This is a genomic window from Paenibacillus sp. FSL K6-1096 (assembly GCF_037977055.1).
GTDB lineage: Bacteria > Bacillota > Bacilli > Paenibacillales > Paenibacillaceae > Paenibacillus_AQ.
The window spans coordinates 3,036,183-3,060,174 of sequence record NZ_CP150274.1; the positions used below are offsets into that span (position 1 = coordinate 3,036,183).

The following is a 23,992-nucleotide window of genomic DNA, read 5'->3' on the forward strand; positions in this document are numbered from 1 at the left end:
TCGCCGGAGCATAGCTGGAGAATATATAGTGACAAGGGGTACTGGAGCATGATTAGAGTGTTAATCGTTGACGATGATTCGTTCATCCGTGAGAGTCTGAAGGTGCTGCTCGGCCTGGACACTGGCATTGAGGTCGCCGGGACGGCCGGGGATGGGCAGGAAGCTCTGACTTTGCTGGATACGCTGCCCGATGGAGCCGATGTAGTGCTGATGGACATACGGATGCCGGGCTGTGACGGGGTGGATGGCACACGCCTGATCAAACAAGCTCATCCGCAGACTGCTGTTCTGATGTTGACCACCTTCGACGATGATGAATACATTATCGAGGCGCTGCGGGCCGGAGCCAGCGGTTATCTGCTGAAGAATATTCCGCCGGACCGGATTATTCAAGGAATCAAAACGGTGCATGAAGGCAATATGCTCATTCACCCCGAAATTGCCCGCAAGCTGGCCGGCTTCCTGAAGCCGTCCGTGCGGGAGGAGGCTCCCCAGGCGGAGCCGTTTGCTTCCTATGGTTTAACCCCGTCCGAGCAGGCGGTCGTAAGCGCCATCGCAGAGGGGCTGACCAACCGTGAGATCGCCGCCAGGCTGTTCCTTAGTGAAGGAACGGTCAAGAACTACATTACAGATATCCTCAGCAAGCTCGGTGTACGCGACCGGACGCAGATTGCGATTCTGTATCTGAAGAGTAAGCAGAGGAGCTAGGAAGTGATGGGCGGTAGTAGGTAAGGTGAGGAAGGATTGTTGCATATCTTGCAGGATTTCTCTATAAATGTTACTGGCTGTGGAGCAATGTTGCATCTTTTGCAGAAATTCTGGTGTTTGGAGCAAGTTAGCGCTGGAATTGTTGCATTCTGTGCAGGATTGTAGCAGAGACCGCTTCTATGGGGCAGGATTGCTGCACTTTCTGCAGGATTTCTCTAAAAATGTTACTGACTGTGGAGCATGGGGCCCTCCCTCATCGCAGCAACGCCGAATGTGTTCGGTTTTTCATATACATTTGACCCACCCGCCCATGCAACGCCGAATGTATTCGGTTTTCCGCATACATTTGGCCCACACGCCCACCCAACGCCGAATGTATTCGGTTTTCCACATACATTTGGCCCACACGCCCATGCAACGCGGTAGCGTCAAGAAGTTTGTGTAAGAGAGTAGAAGTACCTCCCCGGGTTACGGGTTGGGGTGTAGTGTTTCTGGGGGGAGGGGAACCCCGACCCCCAGAAACTGGATTTCTCTGCTACGCCTCTTCCGGTGCGGGCAAAGAGGGGTAGCGTGTTTCAAATAGCTCTTTTAGCTTCTTTTTAACGGCATCCACGCCAAAGCCTTGGGTGACCCGCCCTGCATGACGTTCATTGTATTCCAGCATCTCCAGGTACACGATTTTCTCTGCCGCATCCATGTTCGTCAGACTGTTCATCGGTTTCAGGCGCTTGCGGATTTCCTTGTTCATGCGCTCGATAGGGTTCGACGTGTAGATCGCTTTACGGATCGACTCCGGATACTTGTAGAACGTCAGGAGTGTGGATAACTGTTCCTCCCAGGACCTCATTTCCTTCGGATACAGCTTGTTCCACTTCGCTTTGACCGTATCAAAGTTCGCCCGGGCGACCACTTCATCCGGTGCGGTATATACGGTTTTCAACGCTTCAATGACATCGGTTTTGTGCTCCATCCGGATTTTAGGGAACGTGGCCCGCACTTTGTGCACTACGCAATGCTGTACATCGGCCTGAGGATAGGTCTCTTTAAACGCCGCATCCAGACCTGGTAGCCCGTCAAACACACCCAGCAGGACTTCCTGCGCTCCGCGGTCGTACAGGTCTTTGAGTACCTCCCGCCAGCCATTCGAACTCTCTTGGCCGCCCACGTAGAACCCGAGAATTTGACGCTGTCCCTCCTCGTCAATTCCCATCGCAAAGTAGACCACTTCGCCACGAACCGTACCCCGTTTCAGCTTCACGTACAGCCCATCCAAGTAGATGACGGAGTACCGTTTGCTCAGGGGACGTTTCTGCCACTGGTGGATATCGTCCAGCACCGTAGCCGTAATATTGCTGACCGTGGTGGGGGAGTAGTGGCTGCCAAACATACTTTCAATGAACCGGGCCACATCCCGCGTGCCCATGCCTGATTTGTACATTTGGATGACGGCCTCTTCTAACCATCCGTCCCGCCGCTGGTACGGCTCAAACAGCTGCGTCTGGAAAAGGCTTTGGCGGTCTCGGGGCACCTGAAGATCCTCAATATGGCCGTATCTCGTGTGCAGATCCCGTGTATAGTATCCGTTACGACTATTATTGGCACCGGCTTCTTCACTGTCCATAAACCCCTGAATTTCGGCACGCAGGAGTGATTCCATGTTCTCTTTCATGAAGTCTTTAACAAGTTTTTCAAATAGATTATTCAGAGAACTTTCGGGTAAAATATTCATTGGTAGGGTTCCTCCTTGGTGGTTTCGCAATCCCGAGGATACCCTACTTTTTTGGTGCCTGACTAGGCTCCAAATTCTGGTACACAACTTACTTTACGCCATCTGCAACGCCGAATGTATTCGGTTTTCCACATACATTTGGCCCGCCCACCCTCGCAGCGCTGAATGTATTCGGTTTTTCGCATACATACTCAAACGGAAAGCCCGCTCCCCCTGAGCATTCAAGGGAAACGGGCTTTTAAGGTTGGAGCAGGTTATCCTGCCATAGCTATGCGTCAGCCCCGGCAGACTCCTGCTTGGTCTCCGCAGGCTGGGGCTTCTTCGCGCGGCCCAGCCGCTTCGGCAGCTCTCCCCGCTGCTGCACACCCGCCTGCATCCCGATGATGCTGAAGATGCTGGACGGCTTGGCCGCGGCGGTGATACTCTCATCGGGGTCCGGCACCAGGATGATGCCGAGCTGGTGATGGTCGCCGTCATAGATCGCGCGCTGCAGATATTTGCTCTCGCCCTCGCGGTTCTGCACCTCCAGCTTGCAGAACGCGGGATTCATGCGCAGCGCCTCATGCAGCTGCGCCCTGCCGGTCAACAGGACCCCGTTGACCTTCAGCAGAATCTCGCCGGGCAGGATGCCCAGCTCCTGCGCGGGGCTGCCCTGCAGCACGGCCAGCACCTTGCGGCCGGCCGGGGGATGCACGAAGACGGGGCTGAGGCTGCGCTCCTCCAGAGCGCTGTACCTGCTTAACCCTTCGTGCAGCAGAATCGCCATGAGCGCCGCGACCACCGTCAGCGGGCTCCACAGGTCCGCAAGCAGGCTGAGCCCGAGCAGGACGGCGCTGTAGACCAGCAGCCGTCCGAACGTGCGGGCCGACTTGCGTCCGGGCAGCATGCCCTGGGTCATCTCGCTGAAGCCGATGATGACCGGCAGCGAGACCAGGCCGAGGCCCCCGCCCAGCAGCGGGTGCCACGGCAGTTCACTGATTCCGCTGCCTGCGGGAATCAGCACGAACAGCGGCAGCGGCCAGAAGGCCTCCAGCTGGTAGCCGCCGACCACCTTGCCGCGCTTGCCGGCAAGGAACAGGGGCGTCGCCAGCCGCGGCCCCTGCCAGCGCGCCAAGAGCGCTTCGGCCACGTGCAGCAGCGCGGCCAGCATCAGCAGTGCCGGGATGTCCATCCCGCGCACCGCTTCGGCAACCGTCCCGGCAGCTCCAGCCTGGAGCGAGCCGGGAAAGAACGACAGCACATACTGGACAATGCCCAGTATGCCAATTGAATACGCAAAGCATAGATAACGCACGCGAAACAGCATCAGGATCAGGCTGACGACCCAGATACAGGCTACCGCCGGGTAAGTTACGGAGATGCCTAACGCTACAGCGGCAGCAGAGACGGCAAGTCCCGCAAGTCCGCCGGTCCATACCGCCCGCCAGGTCTCTTTCCCCCAGCGATGCAGCTTCACATGAATCAGCTTCCGCTCCAGGACCACCTGCCTGCGGTAATATAAGGCAAGAAATAGAACAGCAATATAATAATAAGGCTGAATCAGCAGATGAAGGGCTGCCGTGCCCCAACTGGCCAGCAGTTCCGGGAGTACACTCAAACCGTTCGTCACACTCCTTATGAGTCCAGATGATTCCGCTTCAGATCTAACCATAGCTTTTTTCGAAAAAAAGAAGAAGGCTGAAATCAGCCTTCCTACTTGTTCGACGACGACGCCTTGATCTCCTTCTGAATCTCTGCAATCCCGCGGTTGCGCTGATTGTCGTTGGCCGGGTCCTGAATGGCCTTAATCAGCGCCTGCTCCAGAGCCTCCGCCGTCTTGGTGTCGATGGTGCCGGTCACCTTCAGCTTGGCCTTGCTCTGGAATTTCTTAACCGCCTCTTTGGTGGCGGCATCGAAATAGCCGTCCTTGCGGCCCGGCTTGTAGCCTAGACCGTCCAGCATGGTCTGCGCGCTTTTGACATCCGCATTGTTCATGTTGTATTGCAGGGTAACGCTCTTGTTAATCGGCGCCACCGAGAAGTAATCCGGCTGGGCAACCGCGATATCCGGCTTGATGCCCTTGCCGTGAATCCAGGTGCCGTCAGGCGTCAGCCACTTGGCAATCGTAATCTTCAGCAGGCTTCCGTCGCCGAGCTGCTCTTCGAAGCTGGTCTGGACGGTGCCTTTGCCGAACGAGTTCTCGCCGATCAGCTTCGCTCCGGCAGATTGCTGCAAGGCGCCGGCCATAATCTCCGAAGCACTCGCGCTGCCCTTATTCATCAGCACCACTACCGGATACTTCTTGCTTGATCCCTTGGAGGTGCTGACCTCACGCCGTTTGTTCTTGTCTTCCACCTGCACAATGGTCTTGCCGGACGGTACGAACTGCTCCACCATCTCAATGACCACCGGCAGCACGCCGCCCGGGTCATTCCGGACATCGATGACGAGTCCCTTCATGCCCTGCGACTCCAGCTTGTTCAGCTCTTCCTTGAACCGCTCAGAGGTGTTCTGCGAGAATTGCGTAACCTCGATCACACCGACTTTGTCCTTCTCCATCGTAGCGTAGACGGTCTCCAGCCGGACATCGTCACGGGTAATGACGAATTGCAGCGGCTCCGGCGACCCGGCGCGCTGAACCTTCAGAGTCGCCTTGCTGCCCTTGGGACCGCGGATTTTGGCAACGGCCGCATTCAGCTCCAGCCCCTCCAGCGATTCGCCGTTCACCGAGAGAATGACGTCCTTGGCCTGAATCCCGGCTTTGTCGGCCGGTGAGCCTTTGATCGGGGAGACCACTACCACCTTACCGTTATCTGAGGAGACCTCGGCGCCAATGCCCGAGAAGGAGCCTTCAATGCTCTCCTCGAATCTGGCTGCGGTCTCCTTGCCCATATAGTTCGAGTAGGGATCGCCCAGGGCTTCCATCATTCCGTTAACGGCACCATCAACCAGCTTCTCGCGGTCCACCTTCTCATAATAATTGCTCTCGATCAGGCTGAGGGCGGTACCAAGCTTCTTCGATTCCTTCTCATGCAAGCCGGTACTCTGCAGCGCTGTAGCCAGCCCTTCCCCTGCGGCCTGTCCGAAGACCTGTACATAACCGGTCACGCCCAGGGTCAGCAGACTGCCGCACAGCAATGCCGCGACGATCATAAAGGCCGCAGTGCTTTTCTTCAACATGATGTTCCCACCGTCCCTTCTTGTCCATCTTCACACCAGCATGGGCCCGTTCCTTAAGAAACGGCATCTCTTCCAGTATATGCCGCAGACTGAAATTATATTTATAAACTCATAAGAACCTGCAATTATCCTTCTATCTAATCCTACAAATAAGGCATCGGATTCACCGGCTTGCCGTTGATCCGCACCTCGAAATGCAGATGTGGTCCGGTCACCCGTCCGGTTGCGCCGGATTCGGCAATCACCTGTCCGCGTTCCACCCGCTGGCCCGGACTCACCCGGATGCCGCCTGAACGGATATGGCCATAGAGCGTCCACATCCCGCCGCCATGGTCAATAATGACACAATAACCATAGCCGCTGTACCATTCCGCCACCAGGACCGTTCCTGACTCGGCAGCATGGATATTCGTCCCTGTCGGAACGGCAAAGTCCACGCCGGTATGCATCTTGCCGACTTCATGCGTCACCGGATGCGTCCGGTAGCCGTAAGGCGAAGAGACGCGTGCGTAGCCGACCGGCCGCAGGTAAGGGCCATCCCCGCCGACATAGTCCTCAGACTCGTCGGCGCTGGCCACTGCCGACCGGGCTGCCTTCGCGGCCTTGGCCTTCTCTGCCGCCTTGGCTGCGGCAATCGCCGCCCGGCGCTCCGCTTCAGCCTTGGCTGCGGCCGCTCTGCGCGCCTCCTCCTCTGCCTTCAGCTTGTCCTTCTGCGTCTCCAGCGCGGAGCGGCTGCTGGCAAGCTCCACCAGCTTGGCGTCCTGCTCGGCGGTGATAACCTCCGCCTCCTGGATCTCCTGATCGTAATAAGCGATCAGCTCCTGCTTCTCCGCTTCCTTCTCCTTCAGCAGGCTGCGCTGGGATTCCAGATCGGCATAGAGCTGCTTGGCCTGGGCATATTGCCCCTCCAGCTCCTGCTTCTTAGCGATTACCGTCTGCTTGTCCAGCTTGTGCTGCACCAGCAGGTCCTGGTCCTGATCCACGATCATCTTCAGAGAATCGGCCCGGTCCAGGAAATCGGAGAAGCTGGTCGAAGACAGCAGCACGTCCAGATACGACACCGCGCCGTCGGTATACATCAGGCGCACACGCGATTCCAGCAGCTTCTCGCGGGAAGCCACCCGCGCCTCAGCCTCATCCAGCGCTGTAGCCGTCGCGGTCAGCGACTTCTCGGTGCTGGCGATTTTGCCGGAGGTCTCGCTCATTTCGCCCTTCACCTGTTCAATCTGCCCCAGCACATATTCCAGATTCAGCGTCGTCTTATTCTTATAGTGCTGCGCCTCCTGGTTGCGGGAAGCCGCCTTCTCCTGCGCCGCCTTGGCCGCCTGGACCTCCTGCTGCAGCTGCTTCAGCTGCTTGTCAATCTCGGCAACCGTAGTCTTCTTCGCATATCCGTCAGAGGGCCCGAACATTGTAACAGCCAGTAAGACAGCGGCCGCTCCGGCAACAATCTTCTTCAACTCGCACTCCCCGTCCTTTGCTTAAATGTGGATGATCTCAAGCTATACCTTCAAGAACTTACGGATCGACACCGTACTTCCCCATATGCCAATTAACACGCCAAGGCCCACCAGCAGCCCGCATAGCAGCATCCAGATCTCCCCGAAAGGAATCAGCTGCAGCCCGAGGATCGGATCGGATTGCACCGAGGATACCAGACTGCTGTAGCCGGCATAGAGCACTCCCGAGGTAATCAGTGAACCGATCAGCCCGATGAGCGCGCCTTCAATGAAGAAGGGCCAGCGGATGAAATAATTCGTTGCTCCGACCAGCTTCATGATGCCGATCTCCTTACGTCGGGCCAGAATGGTCACCCGGATCGTATTGGAGATGAGGAACATGGACACCAATGCCAGACCGGCTACGAAAATAAACCCGATATTGCGCACAGCCTTCGTCACCTTGAACAGCGTCTCCACCGAGCCTTTGCCGTAATTCACCTTATAGATCGGCTTCTCCGCGTGGGTCTTGTTCAGGTCCTCAATCTTCTCCGCTACAAACGGAACGGTCGTCGGCTCAATCACCTCTACGAGCAGCTTGTCCGGCAGCGGATTATTGTCTTCGTCGAACCCTTCCAGCAGCTCAGCGGCATCCGGTCCCATATCCTCACGGAACTCCTTAAGCCCCTGCTCTTTGGAGATGAACTCCACCTTGCTGACCTCCGGCATACTGCCGATTTCATTTTGCAGCTTCTCACGCATCTTCTGGTCCGTATTGAGCGTCAGATGCACATTGATCTGCACCTGGCTGTCTGCCTTGTCCGCGATCTTATTGACGTTAAGCACCAGCAGAATGAATACCCCGAGTACGAAAAGAGAGACAACGATGGATGTAATAGAGGCTACCGACATCCAGCCGTTGCGGAATACGTTTTTGAAGCCTTCCCGCATATGCCGCAAGAAGGTTTTAAAACTCATAACCGTATTCTCCTCTCAATTGGTCTCTGACGATATTTCCTTGCTCGATCGCAAGCACCCGTTTACGCATCTTGTTGACAATATCCCTGTTGTGGGTGGCCATTACGATGGTGGTTCCCCGGAAATTAATCTCATCCAGCAGCTGCATAATGCCCCAGGAGGTCTCGGGATCGAGGTTACCGGTAGGCTCGTCCGCAATAATGACGGAAGGATTGTTGACAATGGCTCTGGCAATTGCGATACGCTGCTGCTCTCCCCCTGAGAGCTGTGAGGGCTCACGCCCCGCCTTGCTGCGCAGTCCGACCAGATCCAGCACCTCATTGACGCGCTTTTTGATTACTTTCTTGGGAGCCTCAATGACCTCCATGGCAAAAGCGACATTCTCATAAGCCGTCAGCTTCGGCAGCAGGCGGAAATCCTGAAATACCACGCCGATATTGCGCCGCACATAAGGAATCTTACGGGGCTTCAGCTTGCCGATGTTGAACCCGCCTACAGAGATTTGCCCTTTGGTCGGGGTTTCTTCTCTATAAATTAATTTCATGAACGTTGATTTGCCTGCGCCGGACGGTCCGACCACATAGACGAATTCATTCCGGTCAATCTTGACCGATATTCCTTGTAACGCATGGGTTCCATTGGGATAAGTCTTCCATACGTCCTGCATCTCAATCATCTTATCACTTCCCGATTCTGACATATTCCGCCGGGCCCCGGAGTGCGGACCTTCCAATAACTGCATTTATTCCCGCAGACGTAACTATTGTAACAAATCCATAACCCCTTGAGTACCCGAAAGTTTTACTGATTCCTTACATATACATATGAACAGCAGGCTTATCCCCGCTATCTACAGTTATATATCGGCATTCCTTAGCGTTCTATAAGTTTCATTCCCTGTGGCCCGCGCCTGCTCCCGGAGCGCAAATCCGCCCCTTAAGAAGGAGAGATTGCTCATGAGAAAAATACACGCTGCCCTCGTCGCCAGCTTCGGCCTGCTGCTAGCCGGATCACTGGCAGCCGGAGGACTCCACCTATACGGGACCCAGCGCACCCTGCCTGCGGATACCGCAATCTCCGGCTGGGAGGTTGGCGGACTGGACATTGCTGAGGTACAAGCCGGGCTTCAGGCCCGGCTTCAGACATTGGAGACTACCTCGCTCACCCTGAAAGCCAAGGATCAGAACGGGCTGACTCTTACGCTGAAAGAAGCAGGCGTGACGTATGAAGCCCGGGCGGCGCTGCAGGCGCTGGAGTCTCTGACCGACGGCTCCCTGATGGAACGGGTACGGGCCCGGTGGAGCTGGCCGCGCAACCTGAATGTAGGTATACATCTGGATACCGCCCCGCTCAGGCACAAGCTGAGCCCGGACTGGGAGCAGGCCGCCTTCGGCGCTCCCGTCGATGCGGTCCGGCGGATCACGGGAGATGACCGCATTGTGTATACGCCCGGAACCTCCTCCTTCGAGGTGGACTGGCCGGGGCTGGAGCTGGCCTTACAGACTGTCATCCCCACGCAGCTGGATAGCCCCCATGCCCTGCAGGCTTCGCGTCTGGAGCTGGAGATTCCTTTGGCCGTCAAGCCGCCTAATATTACGCTGCAGGTGCTGAAGGATCAGGGCGTTAACCGCAAAATCGTCCAGTTCAGCACCTCCCTCGGAGCCAGCGGCCCCGGTCGCAGCTTCAATGTCGAGGCGGCCGCCAAGGCGGTGGACGGTACGGTGCTGCCACCGAATGCAGTGTTCGATTACGGCAAAGCCATTCAGAAGGCTCAGACCGAATACGGCTTCCGCGAAGCCCCCGTCATCGTGAACGGCAAGCTTCAGCCCGGAACGGGCGGGGGAATCTGCCAGGTGTCCAGCACGCTGTACAACGCCGCGCTCCGCTCGGGGCTGGAGATCGTCGAGCGGCGCAACCACTCGCTTCCGGTCAGCTATCTGCCTAAGGGGCTGGATGCGACTTTTGCCGAAGGATATATTAATTTCCGCTTCCGCAACAACACGGGCAAATATCTGATCATCAAGGCCGGCGTGAGCGGACGCTCGCTGACGATCAAGCTGTTCGGCACCTTCCCGGAGAACGTCACATATTCCGTCGAGTCCAAGACCGTCAAGATCTTAACCCCAACAGACAAATATGTGAGCGACCCTTCGCTCCCCCGGGGCGGAACCCGTGTGCTCCAGCAGGGTAAAACCGGTTATGTAGTAGAGTCTTACATTACACGCTATGTGGACGGCAAAGCCGAAGAGCGCAAGCTGCTCTCCCGCGATACGTACTACGCCCAGAAACGGGTCATCGCCATCAACCGGGGAGGGATGAGCAAGTCCGCCCCGCCGGAATCGCCGCGCAGACAACTGGTCGAGGACGGCGTCAAAAGCCGGTAAGCTCCGTGCAACAAGTGGAAACGGCTGTGCCCCTTGTCGTTAAGGCGGCACAGCCGTTCTATGTGGATTGCCGGGCAGCGCCCGGAGTGTTTTTTAGAAAAGGGTATCCGGCGACATGTCAATTCTCCAATATCCGTTAACCTTCTTCAGCTTCACCGTTACCACTTCGCTGGCTCCGTTGTGAGCCCCTTCGCTCGGAACTGTCAGCTCGAACACTGCCGCTTGTGCCGTCTTGGAGACCATCCGGGCAGTAGCTCTGGTGTAATCCAGCGAGTTGCCGAGGTCCGAATTCACCTGCGCAAGCCTGCCGTTCTGTTCCAGGAATTGGGTCTGTGCATAGAAAGCTGCCGCATTGTGCGTGAAGCCCTTCTTGATGTAATTCATCAGCTGCTGCTTCGTGCCCAGGTCACTGGAGAGATAGCGGTATTCCAGCCCCTTATATGTGAACAGCTCCGGCTTGAATTCGTTGCCTCCCCGGCTGGCATACGTGTACAGCTTCTTGGCATGAACCACCAGCGGAACCACGCTGCGCACCGTCAAATTATTGATCGTAGCCGGCCCTTCCTTGCCCGGAGCCGACGCCGCCACCGTTCTAAATCCTTCTATTCCTGCCGCCGGTGAAGCCGCAAACGCTCCGCCTCCTGCAGAGACAAGCCCCATTGCCAGTGCCAGTGAACCAATCATCCATTTCTTCTTCATCCTGAACGCCTCCTCTTGTTCCTGTGTGGTAGTGTGCTGCGATAAGTACTCTAATGCTTACGTTAGCCCGTAACCTGTAATACCCAAATGACCCCGGGAGGGAAACGTCTAACCGCAAAAAGCACAAAAAAACTCTGCCGGCCCGGGGAGCGGGGGGCAGAGTTTGGAGGAATCATGATTCGAAAAAAGCAGTAAAAGACACATTTGTAGTTAAAATACTGCCTGGTTTTACCGGAGACGGAAATTCGTAAGGCCTTTGAAAAGAAAAGGAGTCTATGGCAATGATCCGCGGCAGATCATGGAGCTGTTTTAGCCATTCATTAATCTCCGCATAACTTCCTTCGACAACCGCCGCCATTTTCAATTCTTTCAGGCTGCCCGTTGCTTCTGGTTGAATCTGTGTCCAGGCACTGATCTCGTTAGATTCTGCCAGCAGGAATCCAATATCCTTTAATTTGGCGTGAGAGCTGTTTCCTATCCTCTTCAATTGCAGAATCAGGCCTTCGCTGTCATCTCCCTGAGGAATTGCCGCCATCATAGTATCCTTATCTGCGGCTGCTTCCTCTTCTGCATTCTTTAGCTGACTAATTTTATTTACAAGAATCTCTTTTTCCTGTCCCAGTAATGAAATCTCATTATCTTGCCTAGCGATGTCGTTATTCAACGGGCGTATAGCGAACATATAAAAGGCAAACAGAATCAGAAACAGGCCCAACAGGCCCAGCACGATGGAAGAACGATATTTATTGATTTGTTCCACTGCTGTCCGCCCCTCCTTCTCCAGGTGTCTGAGCTTGAGCACTCTGTTCCACTACAGGTGCAAGATCCACTCTGTAAATTGCAGTATATTTGGCAGCAGACCTTACGGAGCCCTCAGTTCCTTCAGTCAGCTTCTGGATAGAAGCTCCCTTGGAGAAAGACATTTGCCGTAAGGCTGTCAGGTACTTAGTGCTATGTTCCATCGCTGTAAAGTTCAATGAAAGACTGATTTCGCTCCGGTACGAATATTTAATGTCTCTAATAACTGCTCCGTAAGGTAGGCCTGCCTGAAGCTCATCCAATATGGCTGCGGCATCCGCACGGTTTGTTCTCATGGCTTCAACAATACTCTCCCGGTCAACACCTCCCGCTGACGTATTGCTGCTGTTAAGTCCGGCTAACTCTGATTGAAGAGCTTCGTTCTGGTCCTGATAAGCCTGAAGCTGTTCGGTTCGTTCTGCATGTTGTCCTTGAACAGAGGCATATAATATGCCGGACCCCGCTACACCCACAATCCAGATGGCAGCCAAGGTGATAGCCAAGTAAGGAAATACGATCGTTTCCCGGTCTTCACGTGGCAGCAGATTTATACTTCTGACTTTAGGGTCACGCAAGGCAGTTCCTGCAGCGGTTCTGTATTCATTAAGACTGTTATCCGGCTTAGTGCCCTGGGAGAACTGATCAACCGCAATAGCGGCTACAGCCATCTCCGGGAGGGCTGCCTGAAGTTCACGCTGTAATTGTCCACGCATCTCTGGAGACCCGGTAATGAGCATCTCTGAGATCTGTGTAGAGCCGTCATGCAGACTGTATTGATAAAAGCTGAGCATCCTGGAGATCTCTGCTGTAATCTCTACGACCTGCTCTGTTGTAAGGTGCTCCTGTGATGCGGCTGCAACTTCAGCTTCAGCAAGAAATGGTGCATCCTTCTGCAGATTCAACGGCTTCTCATGTGACAGATCAACCAGGTTGATCGTTCTCATGAATACAGGATGACCACTGCGGAACATATAGATATCCAGCAAAGACTGCTCCAGGTGAATCAGCATCGTCTCACTGAATTCATGCCCATAACCTGCCACAATACTTCTGGCAAGCGCAGTTGCTGTCACCTCTACACTCTTTACTCTAAGACCCGCATCTTCAAGAACATCCACATAATCCTGAACTACCTTACGGGGCGCTGCAAAAATGATTAACTGGCTCTGGTTCTCATCCTGTCCGGTAACCACATAATCGTACACAGGATTCTCAAAGGGCAGATGGAGTCCCGTCTCAACCTCCAGCTTCACCAGCTGTTCAATCTGTTTCTCCACAGTACTTGGAATCGCCATCTTACGAACGATGATTTGGGAGGGAGGGATAGAGATATCTACTCTGCTACCACGCATCCCCTTATTTTTGACCCATTGCTTCAACCGGTCGTGCAGAGCTTCCCGATCCGCAATCTGGTTCTCTACAATCATCCCGGGGAGCAGGGGGATGAATCTTTTTTTATAGACTTGCTTGTTGCTCTTGAAGCTGATATAGCGGATTCCAGTCTGCTCAATGGAGATCCCGGCTGATCTGTGCCTTAATCCAAACATGTATAGCTTCCCTCCTAACCAATGAGCGCTAGATAACTGCCAATAAGATCTGAACCGTAAGCAAACGCAAGAAGTGCACCTATCGCCAGCCATGGTCCGAAAGGGATGTGCTGCTTGCGCCGGATTCTGCCGGTAATCAGCAGCGCACCGCCAACAATAGTTCCCAACAAACAAGCTACCAAAAAGGCTAGGATAACATTAGGAAAGCCCAGCACAAAACCCAGTATAGTCATTAGCTTTACATCTCCTAAGCCCATTCCGCCGAATAGTGCCAACAACAGCAGAATCCCCCCGCCCGAGACTGCTCCAAGCAGATGAGAAACTAACGAGCCCTCAGGAAAAACCAGTACTGATATAAAAAACAGTGGCAGAAAAAACAGCAATACCTTATCAGGGATCAGCATAAACTTCAGATCAGTCATCGTTATGATAACAGCCAAGCTAACCAATATGTATCCAATAATACCCTTGCCTGTGAGCCCGAATTGCAGGTAAATCCACAGAAACAACAAGCCTGTTGCTGCTTCACCAAGCACATATATCGGTGAGATCCTGTTCCCGCAATAACGGCACTTGCCTCTGTTCAGCACATAACTTAGCACAGGCACCAGGTCCCTCGACTTGAGCCGTGAGTTACAGCTTGGGCAGTGTGAGGGCGGCCGCAGAAGCGATTCACCTGCTGGTATACGCAAAGCTACCACATTATAAAAAGAGCCCAGAATCAGGCCAATCAGCGTGATGTAACTGGCTATAATAATCGTCATGGTTTAGCGGTTCCTGTCTGGTGAATTTTAAAAAAGGAATCGGGAATTCCGATTCCTTAAACCAAGTAAGTTATTACAATTTTGATTCTAGGATTTGCTGCGCAGTATATTTTCTAGTTACTACATCGTCACCTGTACCAGCCGTTATGATAATTGCAACACCATCAGTATTATTAGCTAATTTTCCACCAGCATAATTTACTGTACCTGATTCAATATTTTTCTTAGTACTCGGTAACACTAGTGGAGTTTCCAAATATTTCAATCCCTGAAGCCCTGTCCCTGCGGTAGAGCCGTTTTGAGCAGTACCTATAACTTGAATTGTTTGATCGGTTATTTTCCCATCCAACTCAGTAGTTATATACATACGAGAGGCCTCATAAATTTGCCGGGCTGTAGCCAGGTCAGCCTTTTTACCTGTATTATCAATTAGACCAGTAATCATAGGTATAGCTATAACTGCTATAATCCCCATAATCACAATAACAGCCAGCAACTCAATCAGTGTAAATCCTTTTTCATCTTTGACTGCTTTACCTAATCTCTTTCTCAGTGCTTGTGCCAACATTATAATTCCCCCTCGATAGTGGTGTAATTCTTGAATAGAACCGATCCTCTCCTAATTTGACCGGCGTCACCCCTCTCAAATCATTCAGGAATCTTCCAACTAAATGTTGCCGTAAATACTAAACATCGGTAGCATAATTGAAGCGACTATAATTCCTACAACCCCTGCCAGGAAAGCAATGAGCAGCGGCTCAAGCAGCGACTTCAGGCGGTCCACTGTGTTCTCTACATCCATCTCGTAGAAATCAGCGACCTTGGCAAGCATCTGATCCAGTGCCCCTGTCTCTTCACCAATGGCTATCATTTGTGTAACGAGCGGCGGAAAGACCCATGCTTTCTTCAAGGGCTCAGATAATGGCTTACCTTGGCGGAGGGAATCACTGGCCTTACGGATGTATCCACCAATCACCTTGTTTCCTGCAACTTCCTCCACAATCGACAAGGATTGAAGAATGGGTACCGAGCTCGCATACAGTGAAGAGAACGTGCGTGTAAATTGTGCAATAGAGCCTTTTTGGTTAAGCTTGCCGAACACGGGAATCTTGAGCTTGGCATAATCAAGCGCATAGGCTCCGCGCTCGGTCCTTTTGACTAACTGATGAGCAATGATAAACAGAATAATGACCAGGAGCCAAATATACCACTGTCCCTGAATGCTTGTACTTAGTGCAAGCACCATCTTGGTTATTGCAGGCAACTCAGCGTTCATAGATTCAAACATGCTGACGAACTGAGGTACAATTGCCCAGAGAAGATATACCACAGCCGCGATTGCCATAATTCCAACGGTAATTGGATAGGTAAGCGCTGATTTGATCTTCTCAGTGGTCGTATGCTGCTTCTCGAAGTAGACAGCCAACCGCTCAAGCGTTCCCTCCAGATCCCCCGTCTCCTCACCGGCACGAATCATACTGACAAATAGAGGAGGGAAGATCTTCTTATGATCCTGAATCGCCTGCGAGAACGCAGTTCCTCTTAACAGACTGGAGTTCACATCCAGCAGAGCCTTACGTAGAGGCTTGCTTTCCGTCTGTTCAGCCAAGATTCGGGTAGCTTCCACTATGGACACACCAGCCCGCATCAGTGTGGCGAATTGGCGGCAATAAATAATGAACTGAATGGTCTTAACCGGATTTCCTATGTATATCTCCATCGACAGGATAGTAGTTTTTCGTTCTACAAGCGAGAATACGGTCAGTCCGCGCTTTCGGAGCTCCTCCATCGCTATGGCCTTGTCCGTGGCAGTGAGCTTCCCCTTCAGTTGTTTGCCTGCATGGGTCTTCACCTGGTATTCAAATTGCGGCATCAGCTTCCCACCTCCGTGAGGTAGGCCCTGGCGGATTCCGGATTAATTAGGCCTTGCTGCAAATATTCGCGAATATTCATCTCAAGCGTATGCATGCCAAGGGAACGACCAGTCTGCATAACATTTTTGAGCTGATGGGTCTTCTCGGTACGAATCAGATTCGCAACAGCCGGCGTATTGATGAGCAGTTCGGTTGCACTTAGCCGCCCCCGGCCGGACGCCCGCGGGAACAAGCGCTGCGAGAGCACTGCCAGCAGCACCGAAGCGAGCTGGGAACGAATCTGACCCTGCTGATGCCCAGGGAAAGTATCAATGATCCGGTCAATGGTCTGTGGAGCATCCGTTGTATGCAGTGTAGCCATCACAAGGTGTCCTGTCTCCGCAGCTGTAACTGCTGCCGATATCGTCTCCAGGTCACGCATCTCACCAACCAGAATGACATCCGGGTCCTGCCGCAGTGCAGCCCGTAATCCGCTGGCGAAGCTGCCGGTATCACTTCCAACCTCACGCTGATCGATCAGGCTGGTACCGTGAGTATGCAGAAATTCTATGGGGTCCTCAAGCGTCACAATATGTTTACGTTGTGTCCTGTTGATATCATTCAGCATGGCGGCAAGTGTGGAAGACTTCCCGCTGCCGGTTGGGCCGGTGACTAAGATCAGCCCCTGAGGCTTCATAGCAAGACCAGACAGAATGGAAGGCAATGATAACTGTTCCAGAGTTGGAATTTCTACAGGAATTGCCCGTGCCGCGATGCTGACTTCCCCTCTTTGCTTGTACACATTCACCCGGTATCTAACTCCGTTATCCAGAGGATAAGAGAAGTCCATTTCCCCGAGGCTATGGAAAATTTCAATCTTGTCCCTGCCAAGCAGGCCTTCCGCCATCCTTACAGCTTCTTCAGGCGTAATATTCTCTCCCTCCAGGAAATGGAGCATGCCGTCTATCCGTATAACAGGCGGAGAACCTACAGATATATGCAGGTCTGAAGCTTTGGAAGTATAGGCCATGTGGAGAAGTTGGACAATTTCACGTTTGAATAATGGCATTCTTACTCCCCCTGTCTAATGCGATACGGTCTCACGCATGACTTCCTGCAAGGTTGTAATTCCTTTGGATACTTTATTGAACCCGTCCTCCATCAGTTGGACCATACCCTGTTCTTTACCGGCTGCCCGCAGTTCTTCGATGGATGCTGAATCGGTGATAAGCTGCCGCAGATGATCATTGATGGTCAACACCTCATGAATGGCAATTCGTCCACGGTATCCTGTATTATTACAGTTACCACAACCTCTCCCGCGGTAAATAACTCCAGCAGGCAGACCATAGCGTCTGAGAATGATCGACTCCTGCTCTGTCGGCTTATGCTCTTCTTTACAATCCGGGCAAATTTTGCGCACCAGCCGCTGAGCGACAATCCCTAGCAACGATGATGCTATTAAATAGGGCTCTACCCCCATATCTCGCAACCTGTAAATCGTGCTGATTGCATCATTGGTATGTAATGTTGACAAGACAAGATGTCCTGTAAGTGAAGCACGCACAGCAATTTCTGCTGTTTCAGTGTCGCGGATCTCCCCTACCATTACAATATTGGGGTCCTGCCGAAGAATTGAACGCAAGCCCGCTGCAAAGGTTAGCCCAATTGCCGGATTCACATGCACCTGATTAACACCCTCAAGCTGATATTCCACCGGATCTTCAATCGTAATAATATTTGCATCCTCAGTATTCAATTGACTCAAGGCAGAGTATAGGGTTGTCGACTTCCCGCTGCCGGTCGGACCGGTAATCAGCAGTATTCCGTAAGGCTTGCTAATCATGTCCCTGAAGGCATCTGCATTCCTCTCACTGAACCCCAGCGTGTCAACAGATTTCACTCCAGTGCTTAGATCCAGCAGCCGCAATACAATCTTCTCTCCATGCATGGTTGGCAGGGAAGATACACGTATATCAACCATTTTGTAGTCGAATTGCATTTTGATCCGGCCATCCTGAGGTAAGCGGCGTTCAGCGATATTCAACCGGGCCATTATCTTAAGTCTGGCGGTAATGAAGCCCTGCATTTGCTTGGGAATCATCCGTTCAGTACGCAAGGTCCCATCGATCCGGTAACGAATGGAGAGATTATTCTCCCCCGGGTCAACATGGATATCGGATGCCCGCAAGGAAACTGCCTGCTGAATCATCTGGTTGACCAGCCGCACAATCGGCGAGTCTTCATCCGTAATCTCTGTTTCTTCTATTTCCTCCTGAGTAGGGAGCTCGACCATCATCTGGCTCATAGAGTCCCGCATACCATAGTGGCGGGCTATCGCTCTGGTCAATTCGTCCCGGCTGGAGATTGCCGGCTCGATCCTGAATCCGGTACTCATACGCAGATCCTCGATAGCGAAGTAGTCTAAGGGATCTGCCATGGCTACCATCAGCTTGCTGCCTTCCTTCATGAATGGGAGCACTTGATAGCGCTTAGCCATACTCTCAGGAATAATCTGCGTAATCGCAGGGTCGATCTGATATTTAAACAAGCTCACATGAGGAATGCCCAGTTGAAATTCCAGCACTTCAATGAGCTGCTGCTCTGTAATATACCCTTGAGTAATTAGAAGGTCCCCAAGCTTGCGTTTAGTTTTCCGTTGCTCTACCAACGCTTCATCAAGCTGTTCTTGAGAGATAATTCCATTTTCGACCAGCAAATCTCCCAGTCTCTTTTTCATGATAGCCATATCCTTCTCACTCCAGAGCGCTTTATTTTCTGCCCATGCACACGCTATCCAACAAGTATCCAGCTGGAAAATGAAATCATATGATCCTACAAATATTTTAAATTTTTTATAGTTATTAAGACTCAGTTTTATAGGTGTTTATGCATATCTTTTGATTGCCTATCTACTAAATATGTCCTAGAATGTATATAGCATAGATTGGATAAATTTACAATGGAAACCCACCTAAACTACATACATAACAAGGCAAAATAGAAGTTTATATGACAAATTTTGTGTTATTAATATTTTTCGGGGAGAGATCGCGGTGAAGGTCGTGAACAGAAGAAGACTGTTGCTTATGCTTTGCCTTCCATTGTCCTTAATATTGGTTGTTATCCTCTGGAGTATGTTTTCCAAGATTGAAGCTGACCAGACCAACTACCCGGTTCGATTGCTTGAAGTCACTGAAGATGGTACAAGCCAGTTGACCTCCCTCAAGAGTGGAATCCCAGACTTTACAATTGTCACCATGAGCATGAAGAAGTTTGTTGCTCTACGCGATGATCTGGATGGACAATATGACGGCATCTACATAGGCAAGGGTACCTATAGTCCTGTTACCTTGGGCAACCTTAAGGATAAGGATGTCTCTGTACGCTCCGCAGCCATGAATACCTCGGCAATCCAGAATGATATTACGCAGCTCCGTGCGGAGGATATCAATAAGCTCTTTATTAATAAGGGCCTGTATGTCATTTTTCATGAACAGACCTTTTTGAACCAGGAGAAGCCTGACGCCCGTAAAGGAATTCTCTATCAGTCTTTTAATCCTTTGCGCATCTCTGCAACGAAGAAGAGCAATGTTCTATTTGTGACTGATGCAGGATTAACTGAATTTTTCAATAGTCTGAAAAAAGACAGCTCCAAGCTGAAGCAGCGCCCACAACTGCAGATTACGAACAGCAGTGAGATCAGCAATTACGTTCCGGCTTCCACAGCAGGAAAGATTTATGCGCCCGGCGACAAATTGAAATTCAACTTCAGCGTCAGCAATACGGGAGATCTTACGGAACATCCTCTTACAGCCAAGTTATATATTAATCTGGATAAATCAATTGCTTTGAGCGAACAGCAGGTCGTAGCGTCTGTGAAAGTGAATAAAACGAACGGCAGTCTGGAGTATATTCTTCCCCGGACCTTCTCGGGTCTGTTGTACTGGAAGCTTGAGCTTAGTGATCCTACCAGCGCTCTGCAATTAAAAGATTTTAAACGCGGGAGCATCCGTTACCGCAATGAGAAGACGATTGTAAGAGTCTTGCAGATTACACCGCCGGGTTCCAGTGGTTCTCCTATACATGAGAGTAGTCTAAAAAAATCAATTAACCTGAATCAGGATTATTTGAGTAATGAGGATTACAAACTGGATATTACCGTTATGAATATCGATGAATTCAATAGTTATATTGAGAGCAGCTTTGCCAACAATCACGAATATGGACTCAATGGCGTCTATGATATGCTGTTATTTGGTTTCCGGGATGAATATTACTCAAAGACAATAATGAAGCCATTATCAATCACAGCAGTAAAGGAATTCATTAACGTATCCAAGCAAAGTGCTATGTTCACACATGATACGGTCATCAACCTCTACGGAAGCAACACTTGGGTGGGCAATTTCAAAGAGATTACCGGTCAGAAAGAGCCCGTTGTTAACCTTGGTCATAATGCGCTTAATCCATCCAAAAAGGTGACGCCAGTGAACGATGGTCTGCTCATGCAGTACCCTTTTTACCTGAGTCAGCAGAATAGCAATGGTATTCAGACCAGCATTGGCGACCCCAAAGTTGCCAAAACCCATAACCAATACTTCACTTTGGACCTGGAAGACCGTTCAGTTGTGCCATGGTATAACATTATCAGTGAATCCGGCGATGCAGTTCAGCGGACTCCTGATGACAGCTGGAACCATTACTACACCTACTCCAAAGGAAATGTAACCTATTCAGGAACCGGCCACCTTTTCGGGTCCAACCTTCCCAGCAGTGAGTCAGTCTTCCCGGAATGGGAACAGAAGCTTTTTGTTAACACGATGTACAGAGCATTTATGGGTGCTAATCACGCTCCTAATATCACAGTATATTCACCTGATCATGGAGCGGTAATCCCCTCCTATCAGGATAAGCTGACAGTAAGCTATTCAGTAGCCGACCTGGATTTGAAGGACCGCAGTTTGAGCACTAGCCTGAAATTTATAGTGAACGGTAAAGAACTAACCAGCCCGGACTATACTATCAACAATCGGCGTGTTGGATCTGAAGAGACCATTACGCAGACCTTCAAGAACCCGCTTAGCGAGAACGGCAACATTGAAATTGTGATCACAGCACAAGATGACCAGGGAGCATCAGCTTCGCCCGTTACCATCCCCTTAACTGTTTCAAAGGTAGAATCTTCATTGTCCATAAACAGAATCCAGTCCGCTACCAAAATAGGCAGAGACAAGCTGGTAACGATAGACTACAGCATTACTCCAAAAACATTACGTTTGGAGGACGTCCAACCTCAATATCAAGGAAAAAATAACTTATTGATTTCCGGCCTGCGCTATGATGAGAAGTTTGCTCCAAACCTGGAATTTGAAGGACAATCATTACCTACAGGATTCACCAAGACCGGAAGTCTACGCGAAGGTTACACCATAAAGGGAACTTTTGAGAACATTACTTTCCAGTTAGTCACGGTAAATGGGAAGCAATATTATAAGCCGGTTAATCCCCACAGTTCCACGGAGCCGCTTGTATATAAATTTTCCCTAAGCTTCATACCTAAGGCAGCAGATAAGTATGTATTGGATAACTCCAGTATTAGCTATGACGATATTCATACACCTGAAGAACCTGTAACTACCGAAGCCCCTACAGTGGCTCCAACTATTGCTGCAACGCCTACACCAACACCAACGCCAGTGCCGACTCCGGTTCCGACTGTAGCTCCTCCAGTGTTCCCGGGCTCAACAGCCCCTATTTCGGCGCTTGGGATTGCTAAGGATTACACCGTCTTTATGCTGAAAGACATACGCTATGATAACAATAGCTTTCAGAACAAGGGACGAACTGCTGCCGGAAGGAACGTAAAAGCACAGTCCTTTACTTTGGGTGATACACTAACTGATACTGTTTTGGTTGTAGGCAATGACTTGTACTGGGGCTCATGGGGCGGAAAAATTTCAGGCAAGGGTTACTACGGTAATAATATTGAAATGTATGCCAACCTATCACCACAAGAAAGAGCAAATATTACGAAGGGCTCTCCGTTGGATTTTACTACTATTGGCTCTCAGCTTCTAAACCGCTCTGCATATCTGGGAGATTTAAAAGGTACGGAGGTTAAGGTTACCGATGGAAGCGACCTTATAGTTACTGGAAAGGATCCGAATCTAAACATCTTCAATGTAATGCCAAGTAATCTGAAAAATATTAATCTGCGCAGTCTCAAAATTGATGCTCCGGCAGGCTCAACGGTACTGATTAATATTGCTGGAGAATCAATTAAGTTTTCAAATGGCAGTGTATCTATAAACGGAGTGAGTAGCAACCATACAATCCTCAATTTCTATCAAGCCAAATCATTGACAGTGGAAAGCTACGGCGAGATCAACCAGTCACTCCTAGCCCCACTAGCTAGTATCAATCTTACTGGGAGCTTCAACGGAAATATTATTGGTGAATCTCTGCTGACTATTGGATCTAGTGGAATTTCAATAGGTTATCTACCTTTTGAAGGCTCGTTGCCTGAAATGCCCACCGCTACCACTGCACCAACCGCAGTCCCTACAGCGACAGTTACTCCGTCCGCAACAGCGACGGCTACGCCTGTGCCTACTGCTAATGCCACACCGACAGTAATGCCAACTGCTACTCCGGCCCCGCTAAGTGTGACTATGAAGTTCCTTGCTATTAATCTGGAAGTAATTATTGAAATTACATCCATTGAGATACGCGATGAGAAGATACTGGTTGACCAAGAGTTGTCGCTCCCGTCCATAACTACAATTCTGCCTGAAGATGTAGATGTAAAGAACCGGACGCTTGAATGGATCGTCGTCAGCGGCAAAAACTTCATTACATCGCCAAGTGAAGGTGTCATCAAAGGAATTGCGCCGGGTGTAGTAGAGATTATGGCCCAAGCTAAAGATGGGAGCAAAACTGTCAGCAATACAGCCAAGATCACTGTGACTGCCCCAACCCCTCCTGAGCCGATACGCACCATTGAGCTTACTGGGGAAGCTTCAGGAACTGCCAACTCTTCAATTGACCTGACAGCTGTATATACCAGCAATCCGGTTGAGACGGATATAACCTATGAGTGGTCAGTAATAGACGAGAATGGCAACAAAGTTGATCAATATGTGACAACGGCAGGTTCAACTTCACCTATGGGAACCTTCAATGCTCCGCAAAGTGGAACTTATATCATCACAGTTACTGCCTACAGTAATACTAATAAGGAGGGCTCCCCAGCCACCAAGAGAGTTACCATTACCAACCCATTAAGGGACTTTACACTCGATAGTACCAGCAGTGTTTTTGTTGGCCGATTCATTGAGATGAATGCACAGGACTTCACCCCTGAAAACGCAGATGCTTTCGATATCCATTGGAGCATAGTTGGAGATGGCGGTCAGTATGCAAGCCTAACTAAAGCTCCAGACGATACGGATAACACCAAGTATAATTTAACTGGCATCAAGGCAAAAGATTCTATCACTGTTTCAGTTACGGCAGGAGGTATCACTAAGATTAAGGAGATTAGGATTGAGCCTCTGGTTCTTACGGATATCCAGTTTACAGGCACTATAGTCGAAATGAATGTTGGCGAATCCAGATACCTGGATCAGCTTCTCTGGTTCTCACCTAGAGAAATCGCTCTGAATGATGTACGGAATCAATTGGACTGGACAAGTACCTTCCCGGGCATCGCCTCCTTCCAAAGCCCTGTTACTTCCGACAATCGGGGGAAAATCACTGCACACAAAAGCGGAAGCACATTGGTAACCGTCCAGTATGCAAATAATCCTCAGATCAAAACAACAATCCTCGTCAAAGTCTATCCGCTTGATACAGATGATCGTTACTAAGGTAAACTAACTTTGCCATAATAAAAGGAGCCTTTGGGCGCAGTGAATGCTGACGCGAAAGGC

17 protein-coding genes are annotated in these 23,992 nt (G+C 51.1%); 3 read left to right on the forward strand and 14 right to left on the reverse strand.

What is annotated here, in order from left to right; genetic code table 11:
• Positions 1-48: 48 nt before the first annotated feature.
• Positions 49-708, forward strand: a complete 660-nt coding sequence (locus MHI24_RS13535) for a response regulator transcription factor (protein ID WP_340026101.1) — start codon at positions 49-51, stop codon at positions 706-708.
• 535 nt (positions 709-1,243) lie between these two features.
• Here the strand turns inward: MHI24_RS13535 and MHI24_RS13540 are convergent.
• The 6 genes from MHI24_RS13540 to ftsE all read right to left on the reverse strand — a co-directional run bounded on the left by MHI24_RS13540 (position 1,244) and on the right by ftsE (position 8,689).
• Positions 1,244-2,437, reverse strand: coding sequence for an IS256 family transposase (locus tag MHI24_RS13540; RefSeq protein WP_340022824.1), 1,194 nt, complete (start codon positions 2,435-2,437; stop codon positions 1,244-1,246).
• Positions 2,438-2,705: 268 nt separating this feature from the next.
• Positions 2,706-4,034, reverse strand: coding sequence for a PDZ domain-containing protein (locus MHI24_RS13545; protein ID WP_340026102.1), 1,329 nt, complete (start codon positions 4,032-4,034; stop codon positions 2,706-2,708).
• Positions 4,035-4,129: 95 nt separating this feature from the next.
• On the reverse strand, positions 4,130-5,596 hold the full coding sequence (locus tag MHI24_RS13550) for a S41 family peptidase (protein WP_340026103.1): 1,467 nt from the start codon (positions 5,594-5,596) through the stop codon (positions 4,130-4,132).
• Between the two features lie 143 nt (positions 5,597-5,739).
• Positions 5,740-7,056 carry a peptidoglycan DD-metalloendopeptidase family protein gene (locus tag MHI24_RS13555; RefSeq protein ID WP_340026104.1) on the reverse strand — a complete coding sequence of 439 codons (1,317 nt, stop codon included), beginning with the start codon at positions 7,054-7,056 and terminating at the stop codon, positions 5,740-5,742.
• A 42-nt stretch (positions 7,057-7,098) separates the two neighbouring features.
• Complete coding sequence (gene ftsX, locus MHI24_RS13560) at positions 7,099-8,013, reverse strand: permease-like cell division protein FtsX (RefSeq protein ID WP_340026105.1); 915 nt, start codon at positions 8,011-8,013, stop codon at positions 7,099-7,101.
• A complete protein-coding gene (gene ftsE / locus MHI24_RS13565; RefSeq protein WP_340026106.1) occupies positions 8,003-8,689 on the reverse strand; it encodes a cell division ATP-binding protein FtsE in 687 nt (228 codons plus the stop codon). Before ftsE ends, ftsX begins: the two co-directional genes overlap by 11 nt.
• Before the next feature lie 280 nt (positions 8,690-8,969).
• On the opposite strand from ftsE, the gene MHI24_RS13570 reads away from it, so the two are divergent.
• The gene (locus tag MHI24_RS13570) at positions 8,970-10,397 is read left to right on the forward strand and encodes a VanW family protein (RefSeq protein WP_340026107.1); all 1,428 of its coding nucleotides are present in this window, start codon (positions 8,970-8,972) and stop codon (positions 10,395-10,397) included.
• A 93-nt stretch (positions 10,398-10,490) separates the two neighbouring features.
• On the opposite strand, the gene MHI24_RS13575 is transcribed toward MHI24_RS13570, so the two are convergent.
• The 8 genes from MHI24_RS13575 to MHI24_RS13610 form a co-directional block, all read right to left on the reverse strand.
• On the reverse strand, positions 10,491-11,096 hold the full coding sequence (locus MHI24_RS13575) for a DL-endopeptidase inhibitor IseA family protein (RefSeq protein ID WP_340026108.1): 606 nt from the start codon (positions 11,094-11,096) through the stop codon (positions 10,491-10,493).
• A 172-nt stretch (positions 11,097-11,268) separates the two neighbouring features.
• Positions 11,269-11,856 carry a type 4a pilus biogenesis protein PilO gene (gene pilO, locus MHI24_RS13580; RefSeq protein WP_340026109.1) on the reverse strand — a complete coding sequence of 196 codons (588 nt, stop codon included), beginning with the start codon at positions 11,854-11,856 and terminating at the stop codon, positions 11,269-11,271.
• Entirely contained in the window at positions 11,840-13,441 is a 1,602-nt protein-coding gene (pilM, locus tag MHI24_RS13585) for a pilus assembly protein PilM (protein ID WP_340026110.1), read from the reverse strand. Before pilM ends, pilO begins: the two co-directional genes overlap by 17 nt.
• A 14-nt stretch (positions 13,442-13,455) precedes the next feature.
• Positions 13,456-14,205 (reverse strand): prepilin peptidase, encoded by a 750-nt coding sequence (locus MHI24_RS13590; RefSeq protein ID WP_340026112.1) that lies wholly within the window; start codon positions 14,203-14,205, stop codon positions 13,456-13,458.
• Positions 14,206-14,278: 73 nt separating this feature from the next.
• A complete protein-coding gene (locus MHI24_RS13595; RefSeq protein WP_340026113.1) occupies positions 14,279-14,773 on the reverse strand; it encodes a prepilin-type N-terminal cleavage/methylation domain-containing protein in 495 nt (164 codons plus the stop codon).
• Positions 14,774-14,872: 99 nt separating this feature from the next.
• Positions 14,873-16,078 carry a type II secretion system F family protein gene (locus MHI24_RS13600; protein ID WP_340026114.1) on the reverse strand — a complete coding sequence of 402 codons (1,206 nt, stop codon included), beginning with the start codon at positions 16,076-16,078 and terminating at the stop codon, positions 14,873-14,875.
• Entirely contained in the window at positions 16,078-17,127 is a 1,050-nt protein-coding gene (locus MHI24_RS13605; protein WP_340026115.1) for a type IV pilus twitching motility protein PilT, read from the reverse strand. Before MHI24_RS13605 ends, MHI24_RS13600 begins: the two co-directional genes overlap by 1 nt.
• A gap of 15 nt (positions 17,128-17,142) precedes the next feature.
• Positions 17,143-18,807, reverse strand: coding sequence for an ATPase, T2SS/T4P/T4SS family (locus tag MHI24_RS13610; RefSeq protein ID WP_340026116.1), 1,665 nt, complete (start codon positions 18,805-18,807; stop codon positions 17,143-17,145).
• A gap of 307 nt (positions 18,808-19,114) precedes the next feature.
• Here MHI24_RS13610 and MHI24_RS13615 point away from each other — a divergent pair, with 307 nt between their 5' ends.
• Complete coding sequence (locus MHI24_RS13615; RefSeq protein WP_340026117.1) at positions 19,115-23,929, forward strand: DUF5057 domain-containing protein; 4,815 nt, start codon at positions 19,115-19,117, stop codon at positions 23,927-23,929.
• The last annotated feature ends 63 nt before the right edge of the window (positions 23,930-23,992 follow it).